Here is a 25,888-nt window from a genome sequence, read left to right as displayed (position 1 = left end):
TCAACCTCTCAGCATTCGGAACAAGGGCGCCAGCACCCATTCGGCAATCGTCCTTCGCTCGACGACGATGCTCGCCGTCGCCCGCATCCCCGGCAAAATCTTGAAATGCTGTCCCTCGAAGTCGAAGGTATTGCCGCGCAGCGTGGCCCATGCGAGGTAATCGCCTTCGCCTTCTTTCGAGCTATCCGTCTGTTCGGTCGGATCGGGCGCGCCTGGTGTGCCGGGTGGACTGGGCGGGCTCGCCGGCAGCACGGTGGTGCCGGAGATGGAGTCGATGCGCGCCTCGTACGTGCCAAATTTGGCGTACGGGAATGCATCGAACTTGAGCCGCACGATCTGGCCTTCGCGCACGAAACCGCGACGCCGAGAAGGAATGCTCAACGCGGCGCGCAAGGGCCCGCTCTCGTCTGTCGCGATGACCATCGCCACGTCGGCCGTCGTCAACATGCGGCCCGCGACGAGGCCCGAAAACGTGACCGTGCCGCCCTTCGGCGCGGACACGGTCGCGTCCTGACGTTCGCGTTCGAAGCGCGTGCGCACGTCTTGCACGTCGCGCTCATGTTGCGCGTCGAGGCCGCGCAATTGCGCTTCGAGATCGGCTTGCGTGCTGCTCGACGCGCTGACTTCGCCCGCCAGTTGCTGCTGACGCGCGACGCTTTGCGCGGCCGTCGCCTTGCCCTGATGAACATCCGCGCGAGCCTGTTCAACCTTGTCGGCGGCAACGTAATCCGCCACCGAATCCAGACGCGCCAGCCGCTGCTGGAACTCGCCGACCAGTTGATTGTTCTGCGCGATCTGCGCGTTGAGCGCCCCAAGCTCGGCGCGGCGGCTTACTGCTGTCAGGCGCGCCGATTCGCGCTGCGCATTCAACTGGATGCGGCGCTCGTTGTACTGCGCGTCGATGGAGCGAATCTGGTCATCGCGCATTTGCTCGTCGAATACTTGTCGGCGACGTCCGTCTGTCGTCAGCGAGAAATCCCGCTGCAGCCGAAAGAGCGGCGTGCCGGGCTGCACCTTTTCGTCCGTGCGCGCGTAGATGCCCGACACCAGTCCACTCAAGCCTTGAATCTTGACCTCGGACGGAGACATGACTTCGCCACTGACATCCTGCTTCAGTTCGACCTGATGGAAGAACGCGAAAGCGACGGCGGCGACAGTAAAAATGGACGTCGCGTAGGCTATCCATCGCCACGGGACGTCTTTGAATTCGGGAAGATCGGTCGGCTGCATGAGAATGAAGGCTGGCTTCGCTGCGTGGTCTGGCCCGGTCTGCACCGGGTGCGTGACGCGCAGATTCGGTTGCGCTGATTAGCGATTGGGAGCGAACGAATACATGGCGGGATGACCGCCCGGAGTCCACTGCTGATAGTTATCGGTCAGCGCGCTTTCGATGTAATTTGCGAGCCGCTGGGGCGCGTCGGGCGCGGCGAGCGGAATGTGGTCGAAGATATGCGCCTCGAAATGTCCGCGCTCGAAGCGCAAATAAAACGGCAGCAACAGCGCATTGAAACTCTCGCCCATGCGGAACACGCCGTTATGAATACGCGCGCTGCGTCCGAACATTCTGACCTCGGCGGTCTCCATGGGATAACGATGCATGGTGAATGGCGGCACGTCGGAGAACAGCACGACGACGCCATCGCGTTTCAGCGCACGCGCCACGCGCACGCCAAGTCCATTGCGATTTGCATCACCATAGGTGTAAAGCACTTTAATGCCGGGAATGAGCTTGTGATCGTCGCCATATTGATTCCTTGGCACGCCCGAAACCACCGAAAGCGACTTCAGGTCGAGCAAGGCGACAAGCCGCTCGACGATATAAATATTCGCGTATTGCGAGACATAGTGAAAGGGCGAGACAAACACGGGCTGATTCGGCACATCGCGTTTGAGTTGCCTGATTCGCGCCGCCAACTTCTCCGCGATTGCGTCTAACTCGGGCAGGGCTTCGTGCTTGCGAATATCGCGGCCGAAATAAATGCGCTGGTCGATCAACTTTTCCAGTTGCGCTGCCGCGCGTGAACGCTTTATTTGCGCGGCTGGCAAATGCAGGATATCGCGCGCGATCTCTGCGCGAATGTTGCCGTACGCGCGGCAGACGGCATTGAATAAACCGTTGACGCGCAGCATGATATTCGCGAGCTGTTCCGCTTTGGTCATCGGAATACGTCCAATAACCGCGCGCTTTACGCGATGTCGACACACCGCGAGCCACTTTCTCAGCATTGGGCGCAACGATGCCATGGTATTTTCTGTCAGATAATGAGAAAGCGGATCTCGCACTCTTCGGCGAGATTGGATACAGCGCGGATAATCCGTTCTTTACCCTTGCGATGACCTCTCGCGGAGAGCAAACCAGGAGAGGTCAAAAGCCAAGCGATCAACCGCCAGCACTACCCTGTTGGCCACCACTTACCGCCGTCCGGGAAGTGCTAAGCGGATATTCGATTTAGCCCGTGATGTAGATGTTGATCACGGTTTGCGACTGAGCCGACGAACCCTTGTTGCAGCCGCCTGCGATGTCAGCGTGTTGGAGTGCGTTACGTTCGATTTTTTGCATGATTGCCTTGAAACTATTTTTAGATTGACGATACGCGCAAGAATTCAAGTATGAGGTTCTTGCGAATTACATTGCCTTTGATATCCGAATCTTGCTGAATATCAAAGGAAGGCGAATGATACGGCATCCCGAAACGAATTTAAACTTCGATAATTCCGAAAAATAAAACTGGTCATAGGAGTATATACATGCCCACAGGCAATCAAATAAAGTTTGTGATTGCCGAGAAGCCCTTATCGGTTGCTTCAATTGAGCTTTCATTGTCATCGTGGACTGTTTTTTAAAGGCAAACGACAACGGGGCCACTGGCCCCGTCGTTCAATCGCTTCTTCGGACAGACTGGAAACGTTAGTTGGCCGCAACAGAGATTCTTGCCTTGTCGTTATGGTTCCCAGACGTAATGGAAATGGAAACGTTAGTATTTGAACTGGAGTTGCTCGACGCCTTGACTTCACCACCGGCGACGTAGCATTCGCTCAACGCTTCTCGATCGATTTTGTGCATAGATATGATCCTGCTTGTTGCTAAGTAGAGGGTTTTCTTTGAGCCGGCTTTATCCGGCAATCAGAGACTACATACAGACTCCGCGGAATCAAATAAGTAGTTTTGCCAGCTATGTTTAACGAAGCGATTGAAACCTTAGTTATAAGTGAAGTTCACCGTAGCCGATGCCGTCACCGTGCCGCCGGTCATCGTGCCGAGCCTATAGTATTGGGCGACCATCGGAACGGTCATCGAACCCGAAGCGTCCGCTGCGCCCAGCGTGAGCGCGCTATTCAACGCGAGAGGCGAACCCGTACTGTCACCCACATTCGTGGCCTTGAGCAATTGCACGCCCACTTGCGCAGCAGTACCCGTGTTTTTCAGGACGCTTGCCACCGTATCGATGGTTCCATTGACGGTCATCCCTATATTCGTGCCGGCCGCGCAACTGACCAGCTTGACATTGAACGCCTGCGCGGAGTTGGTTGCGCCAACGGCTGCAAAGTCGGTCGTTTTAGCCTGTTGAAGCGTGATTGTCTGATTAACGGAATCCGTATCCACCGTGCATGTCGGCAAGATGATCGTTCCGGTGAAATTGAGCGTGGCATCGGCGGCAAATGACGAATGCGCGGCAACGAGTGCAAGCGCGGCCACGCCGGTTTTCAAAAGCTTCATTCGAGTTTCTCCTTTGTGTTGATGAGCGGTCAGACAATGCGCGGCGATATCTCAGGCAATTCGCCGCGCGTTGTCACAGATAGAGCACGGTCAAGGTCATCGTGGCGTTGGCGGGTCCCGCACTCAGCGCGCCGGTGCGGTAATAACGGGCCGTCATGGGAAGCGAGTAACTGCCATTGCGCGTGCCGTCGAATCCGCTCAACGTGCGGTTGACGCCAAAGCCGAATACCGAGCCCGTGCTGTCATACAGCTGGATGCCCACGCCGCCCGCACTCGGACTGCCATTCAGCGCCGCCACGTCGGTGAAGCCGGCAATGGTTCCGTTAGTCGGATCGATCCGGTACTGCACGCTGTGGATCAATCCAGCCGACGTATTCGGCACTGCCGCACCGGCCGGGCAATTGTTGAAGCTCAGATTGAAGCCGATGACCTTGCTAGGCGCGGCTCCGACGGATGGCAGGTCGGCTGGTCCCTGCGTTCCCATCGGCACGGTCACGTCCGGTGTCTCGCAGGTCAGAACGGTGATCACGACCGGCGTGATGTTGAAGTCGATCACCCCGGCGGACAGCACGTTGCCAGCGGGCGGTGGTGTCAAGGTCTGCCAGGAGAAAGCCTGGGCGATCGTTCCCGAAAGTGTGCCGGGTGTCACGTCTCCGATCTTCACCAAAGCCACGATCAATTGCCCGCCGTTGTAGATCGTGCCGGGGTAGTTCCACTGCGAACCCATCTTTTCGAACGAGCGAAGGTTCGTCTGTCTGCCATCGGGGACGACGTAACCGCCCATCGCGATGCCTATACCCGGCACAGTGGTCGGGTACACAGCGAACGCAACGCCGTTGTAGGTCACGGTATATGTGGTTCGACTGTCCGTCGTCACTCCCGCGGTCTCGAAGTCGGTCCCCGTGTACACGGAGCCAACCACGGTGCACGTGTAATAGTCGCTCTTCAATGGCGACAGTGACCATGCGGTCAAGATCGACCCATTTGGCAGATCGCGCGCTACGGCCACGGCGCCGGGCATCGAAAGCGTGAACGCACTGTAGTTGGACCGGCAAGTAGCGGAATCCGCATATGCATTCGCCGGTAACAGCGCCCACGCGACGAGCCAGCACAGCAGAGCGCGCACCAGCGCCGAGGCGACCTTGTCAATCGTACCCATATGGTTTTCTTGATTAATCATCGCGTCTTCTCCTCACTGACACACGCCATCGCCGATGGAGATCGAATTGGGTTTGGTTGCATCGACGGACTGCGGCAGCTGATAGCGCACCACGCAACGCTGGCTGGCCCCGTCGCCCCATTTCACGTTCAACGCGCCCGCGTCCGCCTTCAACCCGGTAGCGATGATGCGGCTGCCTTGCGCCACGGTGCCGACGGTGTGGGCGTCGCCGTCGAATACCTCGGCGCCGAATGGCAGCGGCGTGCCATCGGCCTGCGTCACGCGCATGACCGCTGGCTTGCCCAGGTTTTCGGTTTCGAACTTCAGGGCGACCACCGCACCGGCGGTCGGCGCCGTGCGCTGCACCGTCGACTTCAGCGCGATGTTGAGCGGCAGACCCTTGGGGTCGATTTCGACCTCGTTGTTCGAATAAGGCTGCATGCCCGAGATGACCGCATGCCCCCAACGGTCGACGCGCAAGCCCGCACCATTCGCGAGGCGCGCGCCTGCCGCGTCCTTGGCTTCGACCACGGCGACCGTATCGCCCATATTCGGGGTGAACGCCACGCCGTCGCGCCACGCGACCACTCCGCCGGAAATGCCCGCGCCGACCTGCGAATAGTGGCGTCCGGTACTGGCGTTTGCGGTCATCAACGCGAACGGCGACATGTAGCCGACGTTGCCGCCCGCGCTCGTCGAACTGCCCGAGCCATTTCCGCCGTCGCTGTAGTTGGCGTTGACGCCGTAGCTGAACGCGTTGTCCGCGCCGAGCGTTCCTGTCACCGATTCCTGCAACGTGGAGCTTCTATCGCTCGTATCGTGCTGGAAGGTCGTGGACGATTGCGGTGCGTGCGCGCCAAAGCCGAGCGGCACCATGAGGTTGAGCATGATGCGGTTATCCCAGCGATTCGTGTTCACTTGATACTGACGCACCGCCGATACGCCATACGTCAGGCGTCGCCAGCTATTGCTGTAGCCGATCTGAAATTGCGTGTCGTGATCGGACCGGTTCCAGTAGTTTTGAATCGATCCCACGGCATACACCGAGCCGTACTTGCCGCCCTCGCCCAGACTCTGATTCAGAACGAACTGAACGCGCGACTTCTGGCGAGCATCGAGAAAACCCGGTTGATGGTCTTCGTACAACTGGCGCAGCGCGACGGCATCCTGCAGCGTGTAAAAGCCATTGGTCGAATAGCGATAGGCCGCGACCGCGATATTCGTATTCGTCGGCTCGAACAGACGGCTGAAGCTCAAGCGCACACTCGCGCCATTGTGCGTGCCGTAGCCCTTGAAGCTCGCGGTGGCGTGGCTCACGTCGAGGCCGAATGCGCCAACGCTCGTATTCAGCGCGGCGCCGACCATGCCGGAGAAATACATATCTCCGCCGATCATGCCGCCGTAGAGCGTCACGAGATTGTTGACGCCGTGCTGCACCGTTGCCTGCGAGACGAACGGATGAATATCGATGCTCGGATCGCGGTACTGACCGATGGTCGCGCTATAGCGGGTGACGCCGGGTCGCAACGCGTTCACCGCCGCCGCATAAGGCACGGTGGAAATGTGCTGCGAGCCGTCGGCTTCCGTGACGATGACATCGAGATTGCCGCCGTAACCCGTCGGATAAAGATCGTTGATCTCGAATGCGCCGGGCGCGACGGTCGTCTCGTAGATGATGTTGCCGTTCTGCCTGACCTGCACCCGCGCGTTGCTGTTTGCAATGCCGTGCACCACGGGCGCATAGCCGCGCTGCGACTCGGGATACATGCGGTCGTCGGTGCCGAGTGTGACGCCGCGCACTCCGTAGCTGTCGAACAGCGCGCCGTCCGTGAAGGTATCGCCGGCGGTAAGCTGGCTCTTGATGTCCCTGAACGAACGCTGCACGTAAGTCTGCACGCTCTGATAGTGCTGACCGCCGATGGTGTTGTGCGTCAGGTTGCCCTGATAGCGAAAGCGCCACGGTCCCGCATTGATGCCGCCGATCAGCCCGAGATACTGCGAGTCGTTGTTGTATCCGCCGGACGAGCTGTGATAAACGTTCGCGTTGTACTGCAGCGTGCCCGCGTTGATGCCGTCGTCCCAGTACTTCGGATCGACGTAGCCGCGTGCGCGGGAATTCATCGCGATTTGCGGAACGGAGACGTCGAGACGCTGCTCGCCGTTGTCGAACGACGCGGTTGCTCCAGCAATGAGATCGGGCAACGTAAGGCAGGCATCGCCCGCGTTATCGAGCTTCGCCGATGCCTCCGGCGACAGCTTGCGCAGATCGACACCCATGCGATCGAGCAGGTCCGCATTCACGCAAGGCTGCATGGCGACAACACCCGTGCCTGCGCCCGCCTCGCGGATATCGATATCGAACTTGCCTTTCCAGACGGCGTTCACGTAGGTATCCGCGCGATACGTGCCGGGCAGAATCTCTTGTCCCTTGTTGAAGCGCGATATGTCCAGCTTTTCGCCGCTGCCGTTTTCGAGGAATTGTTCGTTGAATTCGACGGCCGCGATCTGCTGGGTAGAATCGGCCCATGCGTGAGCGCTCACGCCCATTGCGGCCAATGCCTGAAGCGTGAACAGGCTGATGGGTCTCAGGCGCATGCCGGACACATGAGCGCTTCGGTATTGCATATTCATTTAGTGTTCCGAAATTACAGCAACAGCGTGACTCGGCACGCTATGCGGCATGCTCCGAGTTCATCCTTAACGAGTGATGGCGATGTTCAGCGCAACGCTGCGCTATCGCGGGGAATCGGCCTGCTGGGCAGGCCCGACGAGAAGCCTGCGAATGACTCAGGGCGCCAGACTGGCATCGCCGTCCTGCGGGCCGCCGTAGTCGTTGATTGCGGTATAGCGAATCTTCGTGCTGTTCGCGGGCACCTCGCCCTTGAGCGGGAAAGCCCTGCTTTCGCCCGGGCCTACCATGCCGCCGTCAGTGAACTCCGATGCACTCGCGCCGTTGCTAACCTGCACGCGGTCGAACGACACGTGATACTGCGTGGGGTTACTCGCCTCGATCGAGTTCTTGCCGCCATCGTGTTTGAGATGCCACACGATCTGTCCCGGCGCGTCCGTTGCCTGGCCTTTAAGGCCGCTCGGGCGATAGAAAAACTTGATGCGCGTGCGAAATGCAAGCTGCAGCTGGTTCGCGCTCGCTTCGTCGCCCGTGGGTTTCGGCGGCACTTCGAGCACGTTCAAATAGAAGATGCTCTCCTTGTCCGCAGGCAAAGGCTCGCCCGTCGACATGATCCGCAAGGTCTGCGATTTACTCGGATCGATACGCATGATCGGCGGCGTGATGGTGAACGGCACGTCGATGGCGTCCGGCTTGATGTTCGGATCGCCCTTGTCCATCCACACCTTGGTCAAGCCGGGAAGCTTGCCGTTGTTGGTCAGCTTCACCGTGACTTCGGAATCGCTTTGATTGAAGACGACCCGCGTGCCGGCAATCACCACCGACGCATTCGCGGAAGGAATGAACCCTTGCATCGCGACGATAAATGCCGCGGTCGTTATGAGTCTCTTTGCCACTTTCATGTTGACGTAATGCCCGAAACGGAGCGCGAGTGTAAAGATAAAGCGGGCTCGCGCCCGCATATGTACGGGTCTTCAACCGATGATCGCGCCGAAGACCCCGTTCCACTACCGCAAGATCACATGTAGTCGATGCTGTAGATCACGGACGAGTTGGCTGCGCCAGCGGTCGTCGCGCCCGTCGCGTAATACTGAACTTGATAGCTGAGCGATGCTGCGCCGCTGGAGATGTCGGCCGACTTCACGTTCTGCAGCTCACGCGAGTAGCCTGCCTTGATCATCGAACCATCGGAGTTCAGGAGTTGCAGCTTGACGTTGCCAGCGCCGCCCGTGGCCACGATCAGGCGGCCATCGTTCGCATCGACCGTTGCACCGGCTTCATAGAACACGCCCGCTTCGCTCGTTGCCGTAACCGGCGCGCAACCCGTCAACGCGATGTTGTACGAAGTCGTGCCGGCCGTCTGGCCCGATGCCGTCAGGGTCGACGTGGAAACGGTCGGCAGCGTGACCGTGAAGTCCTTGCTGCTGGTGCCGTTGCCGTTGATCGTGCAGGTCGTGGCCGTCAGCGCGCCATTGAACGTGATGGTGCCGTCCGACGCGAACGCGGCGCTTGCTACGAGGCCCATTGCTGCGGCGACCATCGCCGAGATCAAGGATTTTTTCATTTGGATGTGCTTATAAAAATTGACAGGGATGGGTCGTCAGATCAAGCTGAATGTTCGGCCGCGAAAGGCGGTCGCACACTCCTCGAACTTGACGCCCAAATGCCGCATCTCGGCTTCCAGGTTTGCTACAGATAGACATCCGCTTACGCGCTACGTTTATCTCGTCTGGTTGAAATGCGAAGCGCAACGATAATCGAGACCGTCGAGAAACGGCACTCGATTTTTCCTAATTTGTCAGGGAATAGTTAGTGATGCGATAAATGCTGCCTGACGCAAGCAGCAGCTCTGTTCGACGTGACTTTGGTCAGCGAACATCCGACGGCATGCAAGGCGCTCGCCTGCTTCGATTGCGCTTCAGCAGTTATCTTGACCGCCCCGCCGCGGTCACGCGGCGCAATGGTGCCAACGAGCCGTCATCACACCTGCATCGCCGGCGAGAGCGCCATCTCGATCGATTCGGCGAGCTTCGCAAACGCGGGCGCGATCTCATCGTTCGGCACGCACGCGTAGCCGAGCATGAGACCGGGACGCGCGGCATCCGCGTTCATGTAGTAATTGGCTAGCGGCCGTGTCACCACGCCCGCCGTCATTGCGTGACGCGTGATTTCGCGGTCGTCGACGTGTTCCGGCATGCCCAGGACGAAGTGCAGTCCGGCTTGATCGCCGTGCACCGCGAGCGTATTGCCGAACCGCGCGCGAATGGCGTTGATGAGCAATTCCCTTCGTTCGCCGTATAGCCCGCGCATGCGCCGCACGTGCGAGGTGAGATGCCCGTCGAGAATGAATTCGGTGAGCACGGCCTGCTGCATCAGTTGCCCTTCGCGATACAGCTCCGCGACGCCCGTGCGAAACGTATCGACGAGATTTTCCGGCACCACCATATAGCCCATGCGCAAACCGGGGAACAGCATCTTGCCGAGACTGCCGACATAGATCACCTGTCCGGCGTCGTCGAGTCCCTGCAGCGACGAAAGCGGCCGGCTGCCATAGCGAAACTCGCTGTCGTAATCGTCCTCGATGATCCACGTGCCATGTTGCCGCGCGAACTCCAGCAAAGCGCGACGCCGCGCGAGGCTCATCACCATGCCGAGCGGATACTGATGCGAAGGCGTAACCAGCGCGATACGCGGCGGCGTGGCCATGTCACGCGCGTTCGGATTCAAGCCTTCGTCATCTACGGGCACGGGCACGAGCAACAGCCCGGACGACTGCAGGACGCTTCGCACGCCCCAGTAACACGGTTCTTCGACCCACGCGCGGTCGCCGAAATCGGTGAGCAGACGCACGGTCAGATCGATCGACTGATGGATGCCCGTCGTGATGATGATCTGATCGGGCGAGCACTTGACCGAGCGCGCGACACGCAAATAGTCCGACAACGCGCGCCGCAGCGGCCGATAACCGCCGCCGGGCGCATAGGTCAGCAAATCGGGATTCGCGCGCTTCCAGAGCCGCGCTTGCAAGCGGCTCCAAGTTTGCGCGGGAAACTCGCGTACATCGGGCACGCCGGGCATGAACGCGCCCCACTGTTTCGGCGATACCCCCGCCTGCGAGATCAAGCGCGCGCCGCGTTGCGAAATCGCGCAGGGCTTCTGAGCGGCGTCGGCGCTCGACTTGGCGCCCGGCTTCGCAGCGGCGCGTTCGCGCGGCGCCGTATCGGCCACATAGGTGCCGCTGCCGGTCGTCGACGTAACATAGCCTTCGGCCGTCAACTGGTCGTACACGTGCAGCACGGTATTGCGCGCGATGCCGAGATCGCTTGCCAGCATGCGCGAACTCGGCAGCTTGGTGCCGGGCGCAAGTTGACCGGTCAGGATGGCCTGCTGCATGAGTTCCAGCATCTGCCGGTACATCGGCTCCGCCTGCGAGCGTTCGACGAGTCGCGTACTCAGCCAGTCCGCGAGGATGATGGTATCCATGAATTTCCCCGAGCCCTCAGGAACCTCGCCAGAAGGCAAAGTGGTTCCAAGTTGAATATTGAAATGGCTCCACATTGTAGAACCGTCACGGGCTATAGTTATCGCAGGCAGTGGAAAAATTTCCGAGCGCCGCAAAGGCGCCGGTCAGGCGCCGTAGAGGCTTGATACAGGCCGCTCCCAGCTACAACGCATCGATTTCCGAAGGAGACACGGAAGATGAAATCCGATCAGGTGATCGTCAGTTTTCGCGGCGTTAGAAAGACTTATGACGGGGAAACCCTAGTCGTCAAATCGCTCGACCTCGATATCTACCAAGGCGAATTCCTCACGCTGCTCGGGCCGTCCGGTTCGGGCAAGACCACTTGCCTGATGATGCTCGCGGGCTTCGAATTCCCGACTGGCGGCGAGATCTGGCTAGACGGCAAGTTGCTCAACAAGGTGCCGCCGCATAAGCGCGACATCGGCATGGTGTTTCAGAACTACGCCTTGTTTCCACATCTTTCCGTGCAGCAGAACGTGGAATATCCGCTTACGGTTCGCAAGATGTCCACCGAGGAACGCGCGCATCGCGTCGACAACGCACTCAGGATGGTGCGCATGGAGAGCTTCGCGAAACGTTACCCGGCGCAATTGTCGGGCGGTCAGCAGCAGCGCATCGCGCTCGCGCGCGCGCTCGTATTCGAGCCCAAGCTCGTGCTGATGGACGAGCCGCTCGGCGCGCTCGACAAGCAACTGCGCGAGCACATGCAGTACGAACTGAAGTCGTTGCACGAGAAGCTCGGCGTGACCTTCGTATATGTCACGCACGATCAGGGCGAAGCGCTCACCATGTCGGACCGCGTCGCGGTATTCGACAAAGGCATCGTGCAGCAACTCGATACCGTGGACCATCTCTACGAAGCGCCGTGCAACGAGTTCGTCGCCAACTTCATCGGCGATAGCAACCGCTTGCGCGGCACCATCGAGCAAACACAAGGCGAGTTCTGCGATATCCGCCTAGCCGACGGCACGCGGCTTTCCGGGCTGAATGTCGCGAAGGCGAAGGCGGGTGCGTCGGCTATTGCCTGCATCCGGCCGGAGCGCATGAAGCTCGCGGCCATCCGCGAACAGAACCATGCGACACATAACGCGCTCGCTGGCGAGGCCAAGAGCCTCATCTATTTCGGCGATCACGTACGCATGCGCTGCGGCGTACGCGAACAGGACGAATGCTTCGTGAAAGTGCCGCTCGGCAATGCGTTGCTCGATACCTTCACGCCCGGCGCGCCCGTCGCGCTTGAATTCGCTCCCGAGCATTTGCGCGTATTTGCCTAAAGCGGCGCGCTTCATCGCTTTTGCTTTGTCTACTCGCAAGTCCACTGCTAACACCAAGCCAAAAAGGAAGAGAGGAAACCACCATGAAGAAATTCGCACTGTGCTCCATGGCGTCGGCGGCGCTCGTGTGCATGTCGGGCGCATCCGCATTCGCGGCGGAACTGACCGTCGTCAATTTCGGCGGCGCGAACGGCGATGCGCAAAAGGCCGCATTCAATCAGCCTTACGAAAAATCATCGAGTAACAAGGTCACGGCCGTCGAATACAACGGCGAGCAGGCCAAGGTCAAAGCGATGGTCGAAGCGAAGCACGTCAACTGGGATGTCGTCGAAGTCGAATCGGGCGATCTGGGACGCGGCTGTGACGAAGGTCTCTACGAAAAGCTGGACTGGTCGAAGATCGCGAAGAAGTCGGAACTCGTCACCGAATCGCCGCAAACTTGCGGAGCCGGCTTCTTCGTCTGGTCGACGGCGCTCGCCTATAACGCCGACAAGCTCAAGGGCGCGCCGGCCGGCTGGGCAGACTTCTGGGACACGAAGAAATTCCCCGGCAAACGCGGCATGCGCAAGGGTGCGCGCTACAACCTCGAATTCGCGCTGATGGCCGACGGCGTCCCGCCGAAGGATGTCTACAAGGTGCTCGGCACGAAAGCCGGCGCCGATCGTGCGTTCAAGAAGCTCGAAGAACTGAAGCCGAATATCCAGTGGTGGGAAGCGGGCGCGCAGCCGCCGCAATTCCTCGTCGCGGGCGATGTCGTGATGTCGACGGCCTATAACGGACGTATCGATGCCGCGCGCAAGGAAGGCAAGAATCTGAAGGTCGTCTGGAACGGCAGCATTTATGACCTCGATTACTGGGCCATTCCGAAGGGATCGCCGAACAAGGATGTCGCGACGCAGTACATCGCATATTCGGTGTCGCAGCAGCCGCAGGAAACGTACGCGAAGAACATCGCCTATGGTCCGGTGAACAAGGCGGCCATTGCGGCGCTCGATCCGAAGATCCAGGCCGACATGCCGAATTCGCCCGCCAACGCGAAGAATGCCGTGCTGCAGGACATGGCGTTCTGGACCGATCACGGCGACGAGCTCGAACAGCGCTTCACGGCGTGGTCGTCGAAGTAAGCGTTTTTTGGTGAAAGCACGGCTGCGTTTCGTGCAATGCGAACCGCAGCCAACGCCAAGCCTTTGCATGGATAGGAGACAGAAAGCGTGAACACCATGACGATCGCCGCGGACGACACGCGCGAATCGAGCGCGCGACTCAAGCGCGAACTGAAGCTCGTCGATGCGAAAAAGCGCGCAATGGCGCTCGCGCTGATTGCGCCGCTCGCCATTTTTCTGTTCCTGATCTTCGTGGTGCCAATCGGTGCGCTGCTCACGCGCGCCGTGCAGAATCCCGAAGTCGCGAACGCGCTGCCGCACACGGGCGCGGCGCTCGCAAACTGGGATCGCAAAACCGCGCCGCCCGATGCCGCTTATGCCGCGCTCGCGCAAGATCTCACCGCGATACAGGACGGCGAATCGATGGGGGCGCTCGCTCGCCGACTCAACACCGAGATTCCGGGCTATCGCTCGCTGGTTGCAAAAACTGCCCGCGCGATGCCGCTCGCCGCGGACGACGGCAAGCCGCTCGCCGCGCCGCAGATTCGCGCGAAGATCGTCGAACTCGACGAGCGCTGGAACGATCCCGCGTATTGGCAGGCAATCGCGAAAAACGCCGGTCGATATTCGCCGTTTTATCTGCTCGCTTCGCTGGATCACCGGCAGGACGGTTTCGGCGACATCGAGCATGCAGGTCCGGATCAATCCATCTATTTGAACGTCTTTGGACGCACGTTCGTGATCGGCGTCGCGGTGACGTTTTTCGCGCTGCTGCTCGGTTATCCGCTCGCGTACTGGATTTCCACGCTGCCCGCGCGCCGTGCCAATCTCGTGATGGTGCTCGTGCTGATTCCGTTCTGGACCTCCGTGCTGGTGCGTGTCGCCGCGTGGATCGTGCTGTTGCAAAGTGAAGGGCTCGTCAATAAGGCGCTGCTCGCGAGCGGGCTGATTGGTTCGCCGCTCGCGCTGCTGTTCAATCGCGTGGGCGTTTATATCTCGATGACGCACATTCTTCTGCCCTTCATGATCTTGCCGCTCTATAGCGTGATGAAGTCCGTGCCGCCGACTTATCAGCGCGCGGCTGTTTCGCTCGGCAGTCATCCGTTCGCGGCGTTCTGGCGCGTGTATGTGCCGCAGACTTATCCGGGCATCGGGGCCGGCGTGCTGCTGGTGTTTATCTTGGCGATTGGTTACTACATCACGCCGGCGCTTCTCGGCGGGCCGAACGACCAGATGGTCAGCTACTACATCGCGTATTTCACGAACGTAACGATCAACTGGGGCATGGCTTGCGCGCTCGGTGCGCTGCTGCTTGCCGCGACGCTCGTGCTTTATGTCGTCTACGGTCGATTCACGCGCTCGAACGTAAGCCTGGGGTAAGACAATGAAACTCGCCAAACCGATGTTCGCGCCGCATACGTCCGCTATCGAGCGCGTCTGGTATTTCGCATTGCGCATCATTTGCGTGCTGACGTTGCTCTATCTAATTCTGCCGGTACTTGCCATCGTGCCGCTTTCGTTTTCGTCGAGCACGTTTCTCGTCTATCCCATTCCGGGCTATTCGATGCGCTGGTATCACAATCTCGTTATGTCGGACGAGTGGCGCATGGCGGCGAAGAACAGCTTTATCGTCGCGCCCTCGGCTACGCTCGTCGCCACGATTCTCGGCACGCTCGCGGCGGTTGGATTGACGAAGGCGAATTTCGTCGGCAAGAGCGTGCTCATGGCCGTCCTCATTTCGCCGATGATCGTGCCGGTGATCGTCGTCGGCGTGGGCGTGTATTTATTCTTTGCGCCGCTCGGCATCGCCAATACATATTTCGGGTTGATTCTGGCGCACGCGGCGTTGGGCGTGCCGTTCGTCGTGACCACGGTTGCGGCGACCTTGCAGAACTTCAACATGAATCTCGTGCGGGCGAGTCAGTCGCTTGGCGCAAGTCCGCTGCGGACGTTTTTTCGCGTGACGCTGCCCGTCATTGCGCCGGGCGTGATTTCGGGTGCGCTGTTCGCGTTCGCGACATCGTTCGATGAAGTGGTCGTCACGCTGTTTCTCGCGGGCGCCGATCAGACGACGCTACCGCGTCAGATGTTCACGGGCATCCGCGAGAACATCAGCCCGACGATCGCCGCGTTGGCCACGATTCTGATCGTGTTCTCGACGAGCCTATTGCTGGCGCTGGAGTGGTTGCGGGGCCGTGCGGCGGCGCGCGCGGTTGCGGAGTAATGATCTGCAAGCGGTCCGAGATGGCTCGCCAGATCGAGACAAAGCGTTGCCGGCTGAGGCTTCGAGTAGGGCCTCGGCTGCGAAAAGCACTGCAATGCGATGTCGCCGAGCTCCGTATATTCAGGTTTCGGTCGGCGATAAGCGAGAGTTCGGTGTGCTTCTATGAATGTCGACGCTTTATCCGTAATGTTTTCGCTGCTACGCCAGTCCGCAAGCGTGCCCACGGTTGGCGTGAGGCGCTTGCTGGCTGCGCCTTCGATTGGGCCCGCGACCGCCTGAACGACATGCAGTTTGCTAACGCTGAAGTCGCCTTTCCACCGAGGCGCCGCTTGTAGATACTTCATTCATCGCGCGGCAACTGACGCACAGCGCGCGTGAAAATGTGACGCGATGGTCGTGCGACAGCGACAACGGCAACGTGAGACGCGGCACGCACTGCTTGCGTCCCACACCGGCTTCATTGCGCCACGCGACAGACCCAAGGATGGCCACTTCCTGCGTGTTGACGCTTCGCCGACCGTCAGATAAAGACGTCGCTTTCCGGCAGATTCGCATATAGCGCAACGTGTGGAAGCGCGTGCCCGGCGCATCGGCGCTTCCGGGTAGAAGGACGCGTAAAGCGCCCGCTTACCCGCTTGCCTCATTGTTATTTCGGCCAATTAAGCCGCCAAGGCCGCCACTTCGGAGAACGATCGTACAATACCGGCGGTCCGCGATCGCAAGCGTCCGACGCTCAAACCCATGTCCAGCAAGCCTTCGCTTCGCCAGCGCGCGATTATTCGCGGCAACGGGACAGTGTTTTCACCGATGCACTATTTATCGGAATATGCTTAATAGCGTACGTTCTAGGTCGAGTCAAAGCCTGGAACAATGCCATGACAGCTTTTTCGAAAATTGCAGACCCGTGGTCACAGACGGTTCACCTGCTCGAGGCGGCGCCGCATGATGCCGCCCACACCAGCCCCTCGCAAAGAACCGCGCGTATCGAAGATAGTTTCCTCGACCGCCTGACGCGCGACTGGAACCGCGCGCACCCGCATCCGCGCCCGTCGGATGACCGCCTGCCTTTCCCACAGGCAGTCGTGCGCGTGATCGAGCGGCCGTCCAGCGCGACGGCGCTCGTCTACTGGTCGGACCCAGGTACGTGCCACTATGGTTATCAAGGTTGGCGCGCGACGACGGCGAGCGCCGAAGGCATCTGCTCGCTCTCGGGGTTGCCGATTCATCGCGGCGATCAGGTGTATCGCCCGTCACAGCGCGATCCGAAACCGCAGAATGCCTCCGCGATGATTCTCGCCGCAGCCATGCCGGCCAACAGCGAGGAAGTCGAATGCGACGTGCACGACTAAGCTGACCGCTCGGTCGCGCAGCGACGACGGCGACGAGTTCCGGCATCCGTGGGTGTCGGGATCGTCGCCGCCTTGCGTCTATTGGTTGCTGTCAGTAACCGACGGTGAAACGCTGCTTGATATGCGCTCCGCTCTCGAATTCATCGAGAAACGCGATGGCAAAGTCAGCGAAAGAGATCCAGCTTCGGCCATTGTTATCGACGAGCAATTCGTCCACGCCGATACGGAATTTGCGCGTGCGCGGACCGTCGACGAATTCCGCCGACGGCGAAACGAACGTCCATTCGAGTTCGCGCTCGCGACGCAGCGCGTCGAGAAATGCCGCGCCCGCGGTTGCCTCCGTGCGGTACATTTCTGGAAAATCGGGCAGATCCAACACGCGCTGGCCCGGCCCGACATAAAGACTCGCCGCGCCGCCCACCACGAGCAAGCGCCTGACGCCCGCGCGTCGAAGCGGCTCGGTGATCGCACTCTCCGACAATGAAGCGAAATGCGCGGCGCTGAAGACGGCATCGTGACCGGCGACGGCTTCGCTTAGCGCGGCCGCATCCGATGCGTCTACATTCTTCGCGGTGACTTCAGGACGCCTGGCGATCTCCGACGTGTTGCGTGCAAGCGCCGTCACCGTGTGTCCGCGCCGCAACGCTTCCTCCAGCAACTTGCTGCCGGCATGTCCGGTCGCGCCAATGATCGCTATTTTGCTCATTGTTGGTTCTCCTTTGTGACACCGCTTTCGCCGGCGATCGAGCCTGCGTTTAACTTACCCCACTTCGCAATAAATCGCTCATTCGCAAGGCGTTTCGCAACGATTCTTCATCATAGTCGCGTCACACGGCGATCTCGTTTTTCGCCGCGTGTTTAGCTACATTTTTCTCGCTAAAAAGGACGCAAGTTTCGAGCCGAAAAACAGATTTGCAAGACAATTCAGAACATGCTTCGTCATAATCAGAACGCACATTCACACGAGCGCGTCGCCCTTACACTGTAGGGCCCCGTGCTCTTGGGAACATGCAACTGCAGCGGTCATCGGCGCACCGCGCGAAGCACGCTCATCGAGAGCTTCCATCGATTCGTCAATTTGTCATGTCATTGGTTTATATTGCATTTCCTCGCCGCTCCATTACCGGAAGGAGTTAATCGTGAAGAATCCGCAATTACAGGGTGCCATCGAAGGACGCGACAATCCGTCTGGCGAAACCGCCTACGAGTCGCTTCCGGTCAGTGCCACGCCCGAAGAGTCCGCCGACGAAAACGGTTACTCCGATGCGCTAGACATTCCGCTCGACTATGGCATCGTCATGGATGCAGTTCGAGACGCAGTGCGCGCAAATCCGTGATCGTTGACTGGCCAAGAAAAAAACGCCCCGCTCGGGGCGTTTTTTTTCGCCTGTCAAGCGTTAGAGACTTGCTTTGAACCGCGCCGGATATCGGTCACATTGACCGATATCGATTCAATCTACAGACATTTTTAAATGCCTCGAAACACGGATGTCAGACAAAAAGATGCATTTTGTCTCAACGCAATTAATAAGAGGATTAACCACTTCCTGTGATTGTCAATCCGTATGAATCAGGCCTGACTTTTGTCGTTTGATAATATTAACAAGATGGTACACTCTCGCGTCCGCGACCGCAGAGCCATAGCGGGCGGGCCTTCGCCCGAGCTTGTCTAAATTTTGTCGATAAGGGCAGGTTTATTCGAATGCTCGAACTGAGCCGCAATCGCATGCCTATTCGCTCAATGCGATAAAAAAATGCGCTGATAGTCTTTCCACTGGCGAAAAAAAACCCAGTGGGATACCTTCAGACGTGTTTTATCGACTGGACAAACCACCGGATCGGTGCTCTCTCGCGCAGTTAAACAGTCGCAGCGTTCCAGGTAAAAAGAACCGACGACATTGCAAGAATTCTTGCAGACTCCCTTAGGCCATTCTGAACGGCAACCATGTCAGCTACTTTCGATTACCTCTTCGACCACACGATTTCCAGGCAATGGCGTGGATTTCTTGGCGCGCTTGCCGAGGAGTTCGAAGCGCAGATCGGTCGTGCGGAACTTCGACAGTTGATGCATCGAGTCGGCAGCCGATTCGCCGATGCCCGGCCGCTTCCTCAATGCGATTCGACCGCCGACCTCGCACACGCGCTGAATGTTTTGTGGCGCGATTCGGAATGGGGCTTCGTCGAATTAGCCGACGAGCGCGAGTATCTGAGCATCGTTCACTACTGCGCGCCGTTGCCGGCGTTCGGAGAAAGCGCGCTTGCATGGACACCGGCTTTTCTTGAAGGCGCTTATCAGCACTGGTTGAGCGGTTTGGGCGCGCAAGGGCTTGCTATTTCCCAGGCAAGCGAATTGAGCAGTGATGGTGCAGTCGAGTTCCGGCTCGCGCGCGCCGCAACGAGATAAGCGACGCAACTGAAGCGGCGCTGCAAGGATTCAATCAATTTCAACGACCGCCGTTATATATGAAGGCAACGGCGATATCGACTGTCCATGCAACGGACAGCGCCAAAAATATTGCATCAGGCCAGTTCGACGCAAGGCACGACGAGGATGCGGCAACATGAATACATCACGCGACATCGAAAAGCTGTTCGATCATTTCGGCGGCAATGCAGGCGACTACCAGGAAATCGGCCGCGAAAACGAGGCCAGGAATGCCCGCACGCGCTGGCCGCTCCTGGCCACGCTCGATTTCGCGCAACCGGCCATCCCGGAAATCGCGCCGCGTCGTGATGTGCAGGCGAGTCCGGTGCACAAGCGCGAGTTTGCGGCACAAGCGGATGCCGACCGTGCCACGGCCGCGCCCACGCCAATGCCGATCAATCGCGCCAAGCCGCCGCTTTTCGCGCGTGCGCATCGCCGCACGATTCCGCCCGTCACGTCGCCCGCCGCGCTCGATTCGCTGAGCGCCTCGCGCTTTTCGGCGCTCGCCGACGCCGCGCCGGTTGCCGTCGAGGCGAAGACCGAGAGCGCGGCACCGATTCCCGATTCCGCTCCAGCGCCTGTCTTTGCGCGTCCGAGCGCGCCGGCGCGGTTTTCGGCGTCGCCCTTCGCGTCTGAACAGGGGAACGCTGGTGCCGTGACGCCTCCGGCCACTCTTGCGCCGGAAGCGAGCGGCAGCATCAAAACCGCTTCACACTCCCTCGCTCGGGAAGGCGCCTCGACCTTCCGCGCTCGCGAAATACCCGCCGCGCTCGACCCGGCTGTGCAAACCCGCACCGGCCCGCGCGAACAGGAAAGCACCGCGCCTTCCATTCTCGGCAAGCTCTTCAAGCCACAAGAGCCACAAGCACCGCAAGCCGCCGAAGGCTCGCTCACCGCGATGTTCGACCGCCTGCGCCAACCGAGCCCGTCATCCGGCGCAACCGATTCCGCGCAGCCGAACCGCGCCCTCTTCGCTGCCCGCCTCACACGCTCATGAAAGTCATCACGGTAGTTTCCGCGAAAGGCGGCGTCGGCAAGACCACACTCGCCGCGAACCTCGCCTCGGTGCTCGCCGCGCGCCATCGCCGCGTGATCGTCGTCGATCTCGATCCGCAAAACGCGCTGCGCTTGCACTTCGGCATTCCGCTCGACAGCATCGACGGCATTTCGCGTGCAACGCTCGCGGGCGACCCGTGGCAGACCGTGATGTTCGATGGCGTCGACGGCGTCACCGTGCTGCCCTACGGCGCGGTGCTGGAAGACGATCGCCGCCGCTTCGAGGCGCTCGTCGACCAGGACCCCGCGTGGCTCGCGCGCTCGCTCGAATCGCTTGCGCTCGATCTCAACGACATCGTTATCGTCGATACCCCTCCGGGCTCGTCGGTTTATACGCGCACCGCGCTGTGCGCCGCGAACTTCGCGCTCAACGTCGTGCTCGCGGATGCCGCTTCCTACGCCGCGATTCCCGGCATGGAGCGCATGATCGACGCCTACGCCGCGCCGCGTCAGGACTTCGGCGGACAGGGCTACGTGGTGAATCAGGTTGACCAATCGCGCCAGTTGAGCAAGGACGTGCTCAAGGTCTTGCGCAACATGCTCGGCACGAAGCTCTTTCCGGGCGTGATCCATCAGGACGAAGGCGTATCCGAGTCGCTTGCGTGCGACACGACACTCATCCACTACGACCCGCTCTCGCAAGCCGCCGCCGATTTGCGCGCGTGCGGCGACTGGCTTCTCGCCACCGTCGATTCCATGGCCGCTTCGAGGAACGTCGCATGAGCTCCGTCAAGATTCCCTCGCAGGAAACGGAAGTCAGCGTAGCCACGTCGCGGCTAGAACGTTTCGTCGATGCGCGCATCTGGGGCAGCCGCATCCTCACGGTGTTGCTCACGCTGTTCGCGCTGTTCTCGCTCTACTTCGTGGTGACGGTGCCGCTCGCGTTCGGTCAGCAGCTCGCTTTCGCAACCGTTTGCTTTGCCTGCGCGCTCGGCTTCCGGCGTCTGCAAGGCCAGTACGCGACGCTCGTCATGATCATGTTGTCGGTCGTATCGTCGGGACGCTACATGTTCTGGCGTCTGACCGAGACGACCTACTGGGAGCGTCCGCTCGACGCCGCGTGGGGCCTGTTGCTCGTCGCAGCCGAGGTCTATGCCACGCTCGTGCTGCTGCTCGGCTACTTCCAGACCGCGTGGCCGCTCAAGCGCAAGCCGCTGCCGCTGCCCGCCGATCGCAACGACTGGCCGACCGTCGACGTCTTCATTCCGACCTACAACGAACCGCTTTCGGTGGTGAAGCCGACCATCTACGCGGCGCTCGCGCTCGACTATCCGACCGACAAGATCGCGATCCACGTGCTCGACGACGGCCGCCGTCCCGAGTTCAAGGCGTTCTGCGAGGAGGTGGGCGTCAACTGGACGATCCGCACGCATAACCGCCACGCGAAGGCCGGCAACATCAACGAAGCGCTCAAGATCACGAAGGGCGAATACCTCGCCATCTTTGATTGCGATCACATTCCGACGCGCTCGTTCCTGCAAATCTGCCTCGGCTGGTTTTTGCGCGACAAGCTCATGTCGATGCTGCAGACGCCGCACCATTTCTTCTCGCCCGATCCGTTCGAGCGCAATCTCGGCACGTTCCGCAAGGTGCCGAACGAAGGCGAACTGTTCTACGGTCTCGTGCAGGACGGCAACGATCTGTGGAACGCGACGTTCTTCTGCGGCTCGTGCGCCGTGCTGCGCCGCTCGATGGTCGAAGAGATCGGCGGCATTGCGGTCGAGACCGTGACGGAAGACGCGCATACCGCGCTCAAGCTGCATCGGCTGGGCTATACCACGGCATATCTCGCGATTCCGCAGGCAGCCGGACTCGCCACGGAAAGTCTCTCGGGCCACATCGGTCAGCGCATTCGCTGGGCGCGCGGCATGACGCAGATTTTCCGGATCGACAATCCGCTCACCGGCAAGGGCCTGAAGCTCGGCCAGCGGCTGTGTTATCTCAATGGCATGCTGCACTTTTTCTATGGCGTGCCGCGTCTCGTGTTCCTTACCGCGCCGCTCTCGTATCTGTTCTTCGGCGCGCACGTGATCGAGGCGGCGGCGGGCACCATCGCCATCTTCGCGCTGCCGCACATGATGCACGCGAGCATCACCAATTCGCGCATGCAGCGTTCTTTCCGCCATTCGTTCTGGGCCGAAGTGTATGAGTCGGTGCTGGCGTCGTACATCACGGCGCCGACGCTGCTGGCCGTCATCAACCCGAAGCTCGGCAAGTTCAACGTCACGGCCAAGGGCGGCCAGATCGCGAAGGATTACTTCGACTGGGGCATCTCGCGTCCGTATCTGTTCTTGTTGCTGCTGAACCTGCTTGGCTTCATAGCGGGCGTGGTGCATATCGTCATCAACTGGCATATCCGCAGCGAAGTGCAGACCACCGTGCTGAATCTCTGCTGGACCGTCTACAACATGCTGATTCTCGGCGCCAGCGTGGCGGCGGCTAGCGAGCGGCGTCAGGTGCGCAGCACGCATCGCGTGACGATGAAGATGCCCGTCATGCTCAAGTTCTCGACGGGGCGCACGCTGGCTTGCGAGACCATCGACTATTCGGAAGGCGGCGTCGGCGTGAAGCTGCCGAACGACATCGAAGTGCCGATGCACGAACGCGTCACCGTCTCGCTCTTTCGAGGCGACGAGGAATACGCGTTCCCGGCCACGGTCGGCTTCACGGCGAAGGGCCGCGTTGGCCTGCGCTTCTCGCAACTCACGCGCGAGCAGGAATACGACTTCGTGAAAACCACTTTTGCGCGCGCGGACGCGTGGACCGGCTGGTCCGAAGGACGCCGCCCCGATACGCCGCTGCGCGGCCTTTCGCACGTGCTGCTGGTAGGCACGCGCGGTATCGCGGGGCTTTTCGAGCATCTCTACAGCGACCTTCGGACCTGGACGAGCAAGCGTTCAGTCGACATGAAGAAGCTGAACACCAAAGACCAATAAAGGCACCGGCATGGCGAAGTTGCGTGTTGATCACGATGCGGGCGAGCGCGCGCCGCGTTTTTGCGAACGCCCGCTGGTGCGGGCGCTGGCGTTCCTCGCGGCACTGCAGACCGCGCTTGCCGGCCCGCTCGCGTCCATCGCGGCAGCGGCGGATGCCGTCGCGGCCAACGGCGCGCCGACGCAGCAGGCCACCGGCGTCGGCAGCGTGCCCGCGCCAAGCCCGGCCGTGATCTACAACTCCGCGACGATCGTCCAGCCCGCGCTCGCCATGCCGGTTCCCGCGTTCTCCGGCAAGCCGTCCTCGCCGCTCGCCGCGCGTCTTCCGACTACCGCCGATCCGGGCACGCTCGTTCCCGGCGGCCGTCGTCAGACGCTTACTTTCGTGGACCTCGGCGCGCAGGACCCGCTGCAAATGCGCGGCACCGATGGCCAGAACGGCGTGGCGTTTTCCGTGCGCGGCGACGAAGTCGTGACGGCCGCGGTCCTGCATCTGATCTATAGCTATTCGCCGTCGCTGTTGCCGTCCATCTCGCAATTGAAGGTGCTCGTCAACGGCGAAGTCGCGGCGACCCTGCCCGTGCCGCGCGATCAGGCCGGCACGCTCGTGGCGCGCGATATCGCCATCGATCCGCGCTTCATCACCGAGTTCAATCACCTCAACGTTCAGCTGATCGGCCATTACACGCAGCAGTGCGAGGACCCGTCGAATTCGACGCTGTGGGCGACGGTCAGCAACGCGAGTTCGCTCGATCTCACTTATGCGTCGCTTGCCAGCAAGCCCGATCTCGCCGCGCTGCCCGCGCCGTTCTTCGACCGGCGCGACGTGCGCCGCCTGGAACTGCCGTTCGTCTTCGCGGGCAAGCCGAGCCTGCCCGCTCTCGAAGCGGCGGGCACCGTGGCGTCGTACTTCGGCTCGCTCGCGGGGTATCGCGGCGCGATCTTCCCGGCACAGTCCGATAACGTCCCGCTCGCGGGCAACGCCGTCGTGTTCGCCACCGGCGATACGAAAATCGCGGGCGTCGATCTGCCGCCGGTTTCCGGCCCGACCATTGCGGTCGTCGAACGCGATGCCGCCGCGCGCGGGCGCTTGCTGCTCGTGATGGGCCGCGACGACAACGAGTTGAAGACCGCCGCGAAAGCGCTGGGTGTCGGTCGCAACGCGTTCTCCGGCACGAGCGCGACGATCACGCAATTCGCCGATCTGCAACCGCGCCGCCCCTACGATGCGCCGAACTGGCTGCCGTCCGACCGCGCCGTGCGTTTCGGTGAATTGGCCGAAGCGCAGGATCTGACCGCGCGCGGTTACGACGCCGACGCCGTGCGCGTGAACCTGCGTGTGCCGCCTGATCTCTTCATGTGGCAGACCAAGGGCGTGCCGGTCGATCTGAGCTATCGCTACACCGTGCGTCCGGCGCCGGACCGTTCGTCGCTCAATATCAGCGTGAACAATGGCTTCGTGCAGTCGCTGCGCATCCCGGCGGTATCGACTTCGACGTTCGATCTCGGCCAGTACTTCAGCCGCGTGATGCCGGACAAGACCGTGGCCGCGCGCCGCGAGGTTTATCTGCCGCCGCTTCTGATCTCGCCGCGCGCGCAGTTGCGCATGCACTTTTACTACGACATTCCGAAGACCGGCGAATGCACTGGCCGTCTGCTCGATAACGTCGTCGGCGCCATCGACCCGAATTCGACCATCGATCTTTCGAGCTTCCCGCATTACATGGCGCTGCCCGATCTGGCCGCGTTCGCCAACGGCGGTTTCCCGTTCACGCGCATGGCCGACTTGTCGCAGACGGCGGTCGTGCTGCCGAACGATCCGAACTCGGCGGACTACAGTCTCTTTCTGCTGGAGATGGGCCGCATGGGAGCGTCGACGGGTTATCCGGTCACGGGCGTCACGGTGACGAGCGCGAACGATGTCGACCGCTTCGCCGACAAGGACTTGCTGGTCCTCGGCTCGCCGGGCCGCCAGCCGCTTCTGCAACGCTGGGCGAAGAACATGCCCTTTTCCGGCGACGGCGACGCGCGCACCTTCCAGCTGAGCGATGTCGCGTTCAAGCTGGTCGACTGGTGGCATGGCGAGCATGGCCCGGAACGTTCTCCGGCGCGCGCCGATCTGTCGCTCGTGAGCTCCAACGGCGACGCGCTTCTCACCGGCTTCGAGTCGCCGTTGAAGAGCGGGCGCAGCGCGGTGGCGCTCATCAGCGCGGCGGGACAGTCGGATGCGGATTTGTCCGCCGCCCTGCTCGACAACGACTTGTTGCCATCCATTCAAGGCGCGATGGCGGTGATTCACGGCCGCACGGTCGCGGTCACGTCCAACGGCGAAGCCTATTACGTCGGCCAGCTTTCGCCCATGCACTACATGCGCTGGGCCTTGTCCGCGCATCCGGTGCTGCTGGTGTTTTCCGCCGTGATCGCCGCGCTCATCATCGCTGCCGTCTTTTATCGTGCGCTGCGCTCGCTCGCCGCGCGGCGTCTGAGGGACTGAC

The 25,888-nt window shown here is 60.8% G+C and carries 20 protein-coding genes and 1 pseudogene; 11 read left to right on the top strand and 10 right to left on the bottom strand.

Features of this window, described 5'->3' with window-relative positions:
• The 8 genes from NCR40_RS15700 to pdxR form a co-directional block, all read right to left on the bottom strand.
• The gene (locus tag NCR40_RS15700) at window positions 1-1,230 is read right to left on the bottom strand and encodes an HlyD family secretion protein (RefSeq protein ID WP_244828543.1); all 1,230 of its coding nucleotides are present in this window, start codon (window positions 1,228-1,230) and stop codon (window positions 1-3) included.
• A 78-nt stretch (window positions 1,231-1,308) separates the two neighbouring features.
• On the bottom strand, window positions 1,309-2,160 hold the full coding sequence (locus tag NCR40_RS15695; protein WP_250509915.1) for a lysophospholipid acyltransferase family protein: 852 nt from the start codon (window positions 2,158-2,160) through the stop codon (window positions 1,309-1,311).
• Between the two features lie 1,039 nt (window positions 2,161-3,199).
• On the bottom strand, window positions 3,200-3,718 hold the full coding sequence (locus NCR40_RS15690; RefSeq protein WP_244828555.1) for a fimbrial protein: 519 nt from the start codon (window positions 3,716-3,718) through the stop codon (window positions 3,200-3,202).
• Between the two features lie 73 nt (window positions 3,719-3,791).
• Window positions 3,792-4,898, bottom strand: coding sequence for a fimbrial protein (locus NCR40_RS15685; RefSeq protein WP_250509914.1), 1,107 nt, complete (start codon window positions 4,896-4,898; stop codon window positions 3,792-3,794).
• A 12-nt stretch (window positions 4,899-4,910) separates the two neighbouring features.
• Window positions 4,911-7,508, bottom strand: a complete 2,598-nt coding sequence (locus NCR40_RS15680; protein ID WP_250509913.1) for a fimbria/pilus outer membrane usher protein — start codon at window positions 7,506-7,508, stop codon at window positions 4,911-4,913.
• Between the two features lie 156 nt (window positions 7,509-7,664).
• Window positions 7,665-8,408 carry a fimbria/pilus periplasmic chaperone gene (locus NCR40_RS15675; RefSeq protein WP_244828563.1) on the bottom strand — a complete coding sequence of 248 codons (744 nt, stop codon included), beginning with the start codon at window positions 8,406-8,408 and terminating at the stop codon, window positions 7,665-7,667.
• A 116-nt stretch (window positions 8,409-8,524) separates the two neighbouring features.
• The gene (locus NCR40_RS15670; RefSeq protein WP_250509912.1) at window positions 8,525-9,070 is read right to left on the bottom strand and encodes a fimbrial protein; all 546 of its coding nucleotides are present in this window, start codon (window positions 9,068-9,070) and stop codon (window positions 8,525-8,527) included.
• A gap of 416 nt (window positions 9,071-9,486) precedes the next feature.
• Window positions 9,487-10,989: a MocR-like pyridoxine biosynthesis transcription factor PdxR gene (gene pdxR / locus NCR40_RS15665; protein WP_250466695.1), complete on the bottom strand. Its 1,503-nt coding sequence runs from the start codon at window positions 10,987-10,989 to the stop codon at window positions 9,487-9,489.
• 216 nt (window positions 10,990-11,205) lie between these two features.
• Between pdxR and NCR40_RS15660 the strand changes: the two genes are divergently transcribed.
• The 4 genes from NCR40_RS15660 (at window position 11,206) to NCR40_RS15645 (ending at window position 15,630) form a co-directional block, all read left to right on the top strand.
• Complete coding sequence (locus NCR40_RS15660) at window positions 11,206-12,303, top strand: ABC transporter ATP-binding protein (RefSeq protein ID WP_250509911.1); 1,098 nt, start codon at window positions 11,206-11,208, stop codon at window positions 12,301-12,303.
• Between the two features lie 83 nt (window positions 12,304-12,386).
• Window positions 12,387-13,427, top strand: coding sequence for an ABC transporter substrate-binding protein (locus NCR40_RS15655; RefSeq protein WP_250466692.1), 1,041 nt, complete (start codon window positions 12,387-12,389; stop codon window positions 13,425-13,427).
• Window positions 13,428-13,523: 96 nt separating this feature from the next.
• A complete protein-coding gene (locus tag NCR40_RS15650; RefSeq protein ID WP_250510277.1) occupies window positions 13,524-14,786 on the top strand; it encodes an ABC transporter permease in 1,263 nt (420 codons plus the stop codon).
• A 4-nt stretch (window positions 14,787-14,790) separates the two neighbouring features.
• Window positions 14,791-15,630: an ABC transporter permease gene (locus NCR40_RS15645; protein ID WP_250509910.1), complete on the top strand. Its 840-nt coding sequence runs from the start codon at window positions 14,791-14,793 to the stop codon at window positions 15,628-15,630.
• Window positions 15,631-16,014: 384 nt separating this feature from the next.
• Here the strand turns inward: NCR40_RS15645 and NCR40_RS31625 are convergent.
• Window positions 16,015-16,137: pseudogene (locus tag NCR40_RS31625) on the bottom strand (2-oxo acid dehydrogenase subunit E2); the annotation flags it as partial.
• 368 nt (window positions 16,138-16,505) lie between these two features.
• Between NCR40_RS31625 and NCR40_RS15635 the strand changes: the two are divergent.
• Window positions 16,506-16,979: a DUF3331 domain-containing protein gene (locus NCR40_RS15635; protein ID WP_250509909.1), complete on the top strand. Its 474-nt coding sequence runs from the start codon at window positions 16,506-16,508 to the stop codon at window positions 16,977-16,979.
• A gap of 91 nt (window positions 16,980-17,070) precedes the next feature.
• On the opposite strand, the gene NCR40_RS15630 is transcribed toward NCR40_RS15635, so the two are convergent.
• Entirely contained in the window at window positions 17,071-17,685 is a 615-nt protein-coding gene (locus NCR40_RS15630; protein ID WP_250509908.1) for an NAD(P)-dependent oxidoreductase, read from the bottom strand.
• A 433-nt stretch (window positions 17,686-18,118) separates the two neighbouring features.
• On the opposite strand from NCR40_RS15630, the gene NCR40_RS15625 reads away from it, so the two are divergent.
• From NCR40_RS15625 to bcsB, 6 genes are all read left to right on the top strand, one after another.
• Complete coding sequence (locus NCR40_RS15625) at window positions 18,119-18,316, top strand: hypothetical protein (protein ID WP_250509907.1); 198 nt, start codon at window positions 18,119-18,121, stop codon at window positions 18,314-18,316.
• Window positions 18,317-18,924: 608 nt separating this feature from the next.
• On the top strand, window positions 18,925-19,383 hold the full coding sequence (bcsD, locus tag NCR40_RS15620; protein WP_250466685.1) for a cellulose biosynthesis protein BcsD: 459 nt from the start codon (window positions 18,925-18,927) through the stop codon (window positions 19,381-19,383).
• A 157-nt stretch (window positions 19,384-19,540) separates the two neighbouring features.
• On the top strand, window positions 19,541-20,401 hold the full coding sequence (bcsP, locus tag NCR40_RS15615) for a cellulose biosynthesis protein BcsP (protein WP_250509906.1): 861 nt from the start codon (window positions 19,541-19,543) through the stop codon (window positions 20,399-20,401).
• Window positions 20,398-21,183 (top strand): cellulose biosynthesis protein BcsQ, encoded by a 786-nt coding sequence (bcsQ, locus tag NCR40_RS15610; RefSeq protein ID WP_250466681.1) that lies wholly within the window; start codon window positions 20,398-20,400, stop codon window positions 21,181-21,183. The genes bcsP and bcsQ overlap by 4 nt, the downstream gene beginning before the upstream one ends.
• A complete protein-coding gene (gene bcsA, locus NCR40_RS15605; protein WP_250509905.1) occupies window positions 21,180-23,396 on the top strand; it encodes a UDP-forming cellulose synthase catalytic subunit in 2,217 nt (738 codons plus the stop codon). The genes bcsQ and bcsA overlap by 4 nt, the downstream gene beginning before the upstream one ends.
• Before the next feature lie 10 nt (window positions 23,397-23,406).
• Entirely contained in the window at window positions 23,407-25,887 is a 2,481-nt protein-coding gene (bcsB, locus tag NCR40_RS15600) for a cellulose biosynthesis cyclic di-GMP-binding regulatory protein BcsB (protein WP_250509904.1), read from the top strand.
• The last annotated feature ends 1 nt before the right edge of the window (window position 25,888 follow it).

The sequence above is a fragment of the Caballeronia sp. GACF4 genome (assembly GCF_023631025.1).
Classification (GTDB): domain Bacteria; phylum Pseudomonadota; class Gammaproteobacteria; order Burkholderiales; family Burkholderiaceae; genus Caballeronia.
Note: the sequence above shows the minus strand (reverse complement) of the source record. Positions and strands in the feature narration are given on the sequence as shown.

Excerpts from the sequence above, each read along its gene's own strand:
- bcsP (WP_250509906.1), top strand. The coding sequence starts at position 19,541 with ATGAATACATCACGCGACATCGAAAAGCTGTTCGATCATTTCGGCGGC.
- NCR40_RS15635 (WP_250509909.1), top strand. The coding sequence starts at position 16,506 with ATGACAGCTTTTTCGAAAATTGCAGACCCGTGGTCACAGACGGTTCAC.
- bcsA (WP_250509905.1), top strand. The coding sequence starts at position 21,180 with ATGAGCTCCGTCAAGATTCCCTCGCAGGAAACGGAAGTCAGCGTAGCC.
- bcsQ (WP_250466681.1), top strand. The coding sequence starts at position 20,398 with ATGAAAGTCATCACGGTAGTTTCCGCGAAAGGCGGCGTCGGCAAGACC.
- NCR40_RS15695 (WP_250509915.1), bottom strand. The coding sequence starts at position 2,160 with ATGACCAAAGCGGAACAGCTCGCGAATATCATGCTGCGCGTCAACGGT.
- NCR40_RS15645 (WP_250509910.1), top strand. The coding sequence starts at position 14,791 with ATGAAACTCGCCAAACCGATGTTCGCGCCGCATACGTCCGCTATCGAG.
- NCR40_RS15685 (WP_250509914.1), bottom strand. The coding sequence starts at position 4,898 with ATGATTAATCAAGAAAACCATATGGGTACGATTGACAAGGTCGCCTCG.
- NCR40_RS15655 (WP_250466692.1), top strand. The coding sequence starts at position 12,387 with ATGAAGAAATTCGCACTGTGCTCCATGGCGTCGGCGGCGCTCGTGTGC.
- bcsD (WP_250466685.1), top strand. The coding sequence starts at position 18,925 with ATGTCAGCTACTTTCGATTACCTCTTCGACCACACGATTTCCAGGCAA.
- NCR40_RS15660 (WP_250509911.1), top strand. The coding sequence starts at position 11,206 with ATGAAATCCGATCAGGTGATCGTCAGTTTTCGCGGCGTTAGAAAGACT.
- NCR40_RS15690 (WP_244828555.1), bottom strand. The coding sequence starts at position 3,718 with ATGAAGCTTTTGAAAACCGGCGTGGCCGCGCTTGCACTCGTTGCCGCG.
- NCR40_RS15700 (WP_244828543.1), bottom strand. The coding sequence starts at position 1,230 with ATGCAGCCGACCGATCTTCCCGAATTCAAAGACGTCCCGTGGCGATGG.
- NCR40_RS15680 (WP_250509913.1), bottom strand. The coding sequence starts at position 7,508 with ATGAATATGCAATACCGAAGCGCTCATGTGTCCGGCATGCGCCTGAGA.
- NCR40_RS15675 (WP_244828563.1), bottom strand. The coding sequence starts at position 8,408 with ATGAAAGTGGCAAAGAGACTCATAACGACCGCGGCATTTATCGTCGCG.
- pdxR (WP_250466695.1), bottom strand. The coding sequence starts at position 10,989 with ATGGATACCATCATCCTCGCGGACTGGCTGAGTACGCGACTCGTCGAA.
- NCR40_RS15630 (WP_250509908.1), bottom strand. The coding sequence starts at position 17,685 with ATGAGCAAAATAGCGATCATTGGCGCGACCGGACATGCCGGCAGCAAG.
- bcsB (WP_250509904.1), top strand. The coding sequence starts at position 23,407 with ATGGCGAAGTTGCGTGTTGATCACGATGCGGGCGAGCGCGCGCCGCGT.
- NCR40_RS15650 (WP_250510277.1), top strand. The coding sequence starts at position 13,524 with ATGACGATCGCCGCGGACGACACGCGCGAATCGAGCGCGCGACTCAAG.
- NCR40_RS15670 (WP_250509912.1), bottom strand. The coding sequence starts at position 9,070 with ATGAAAAAATCCTTGATCTCGGCGATGGTCGCCGCAGCAATGGGCCTC.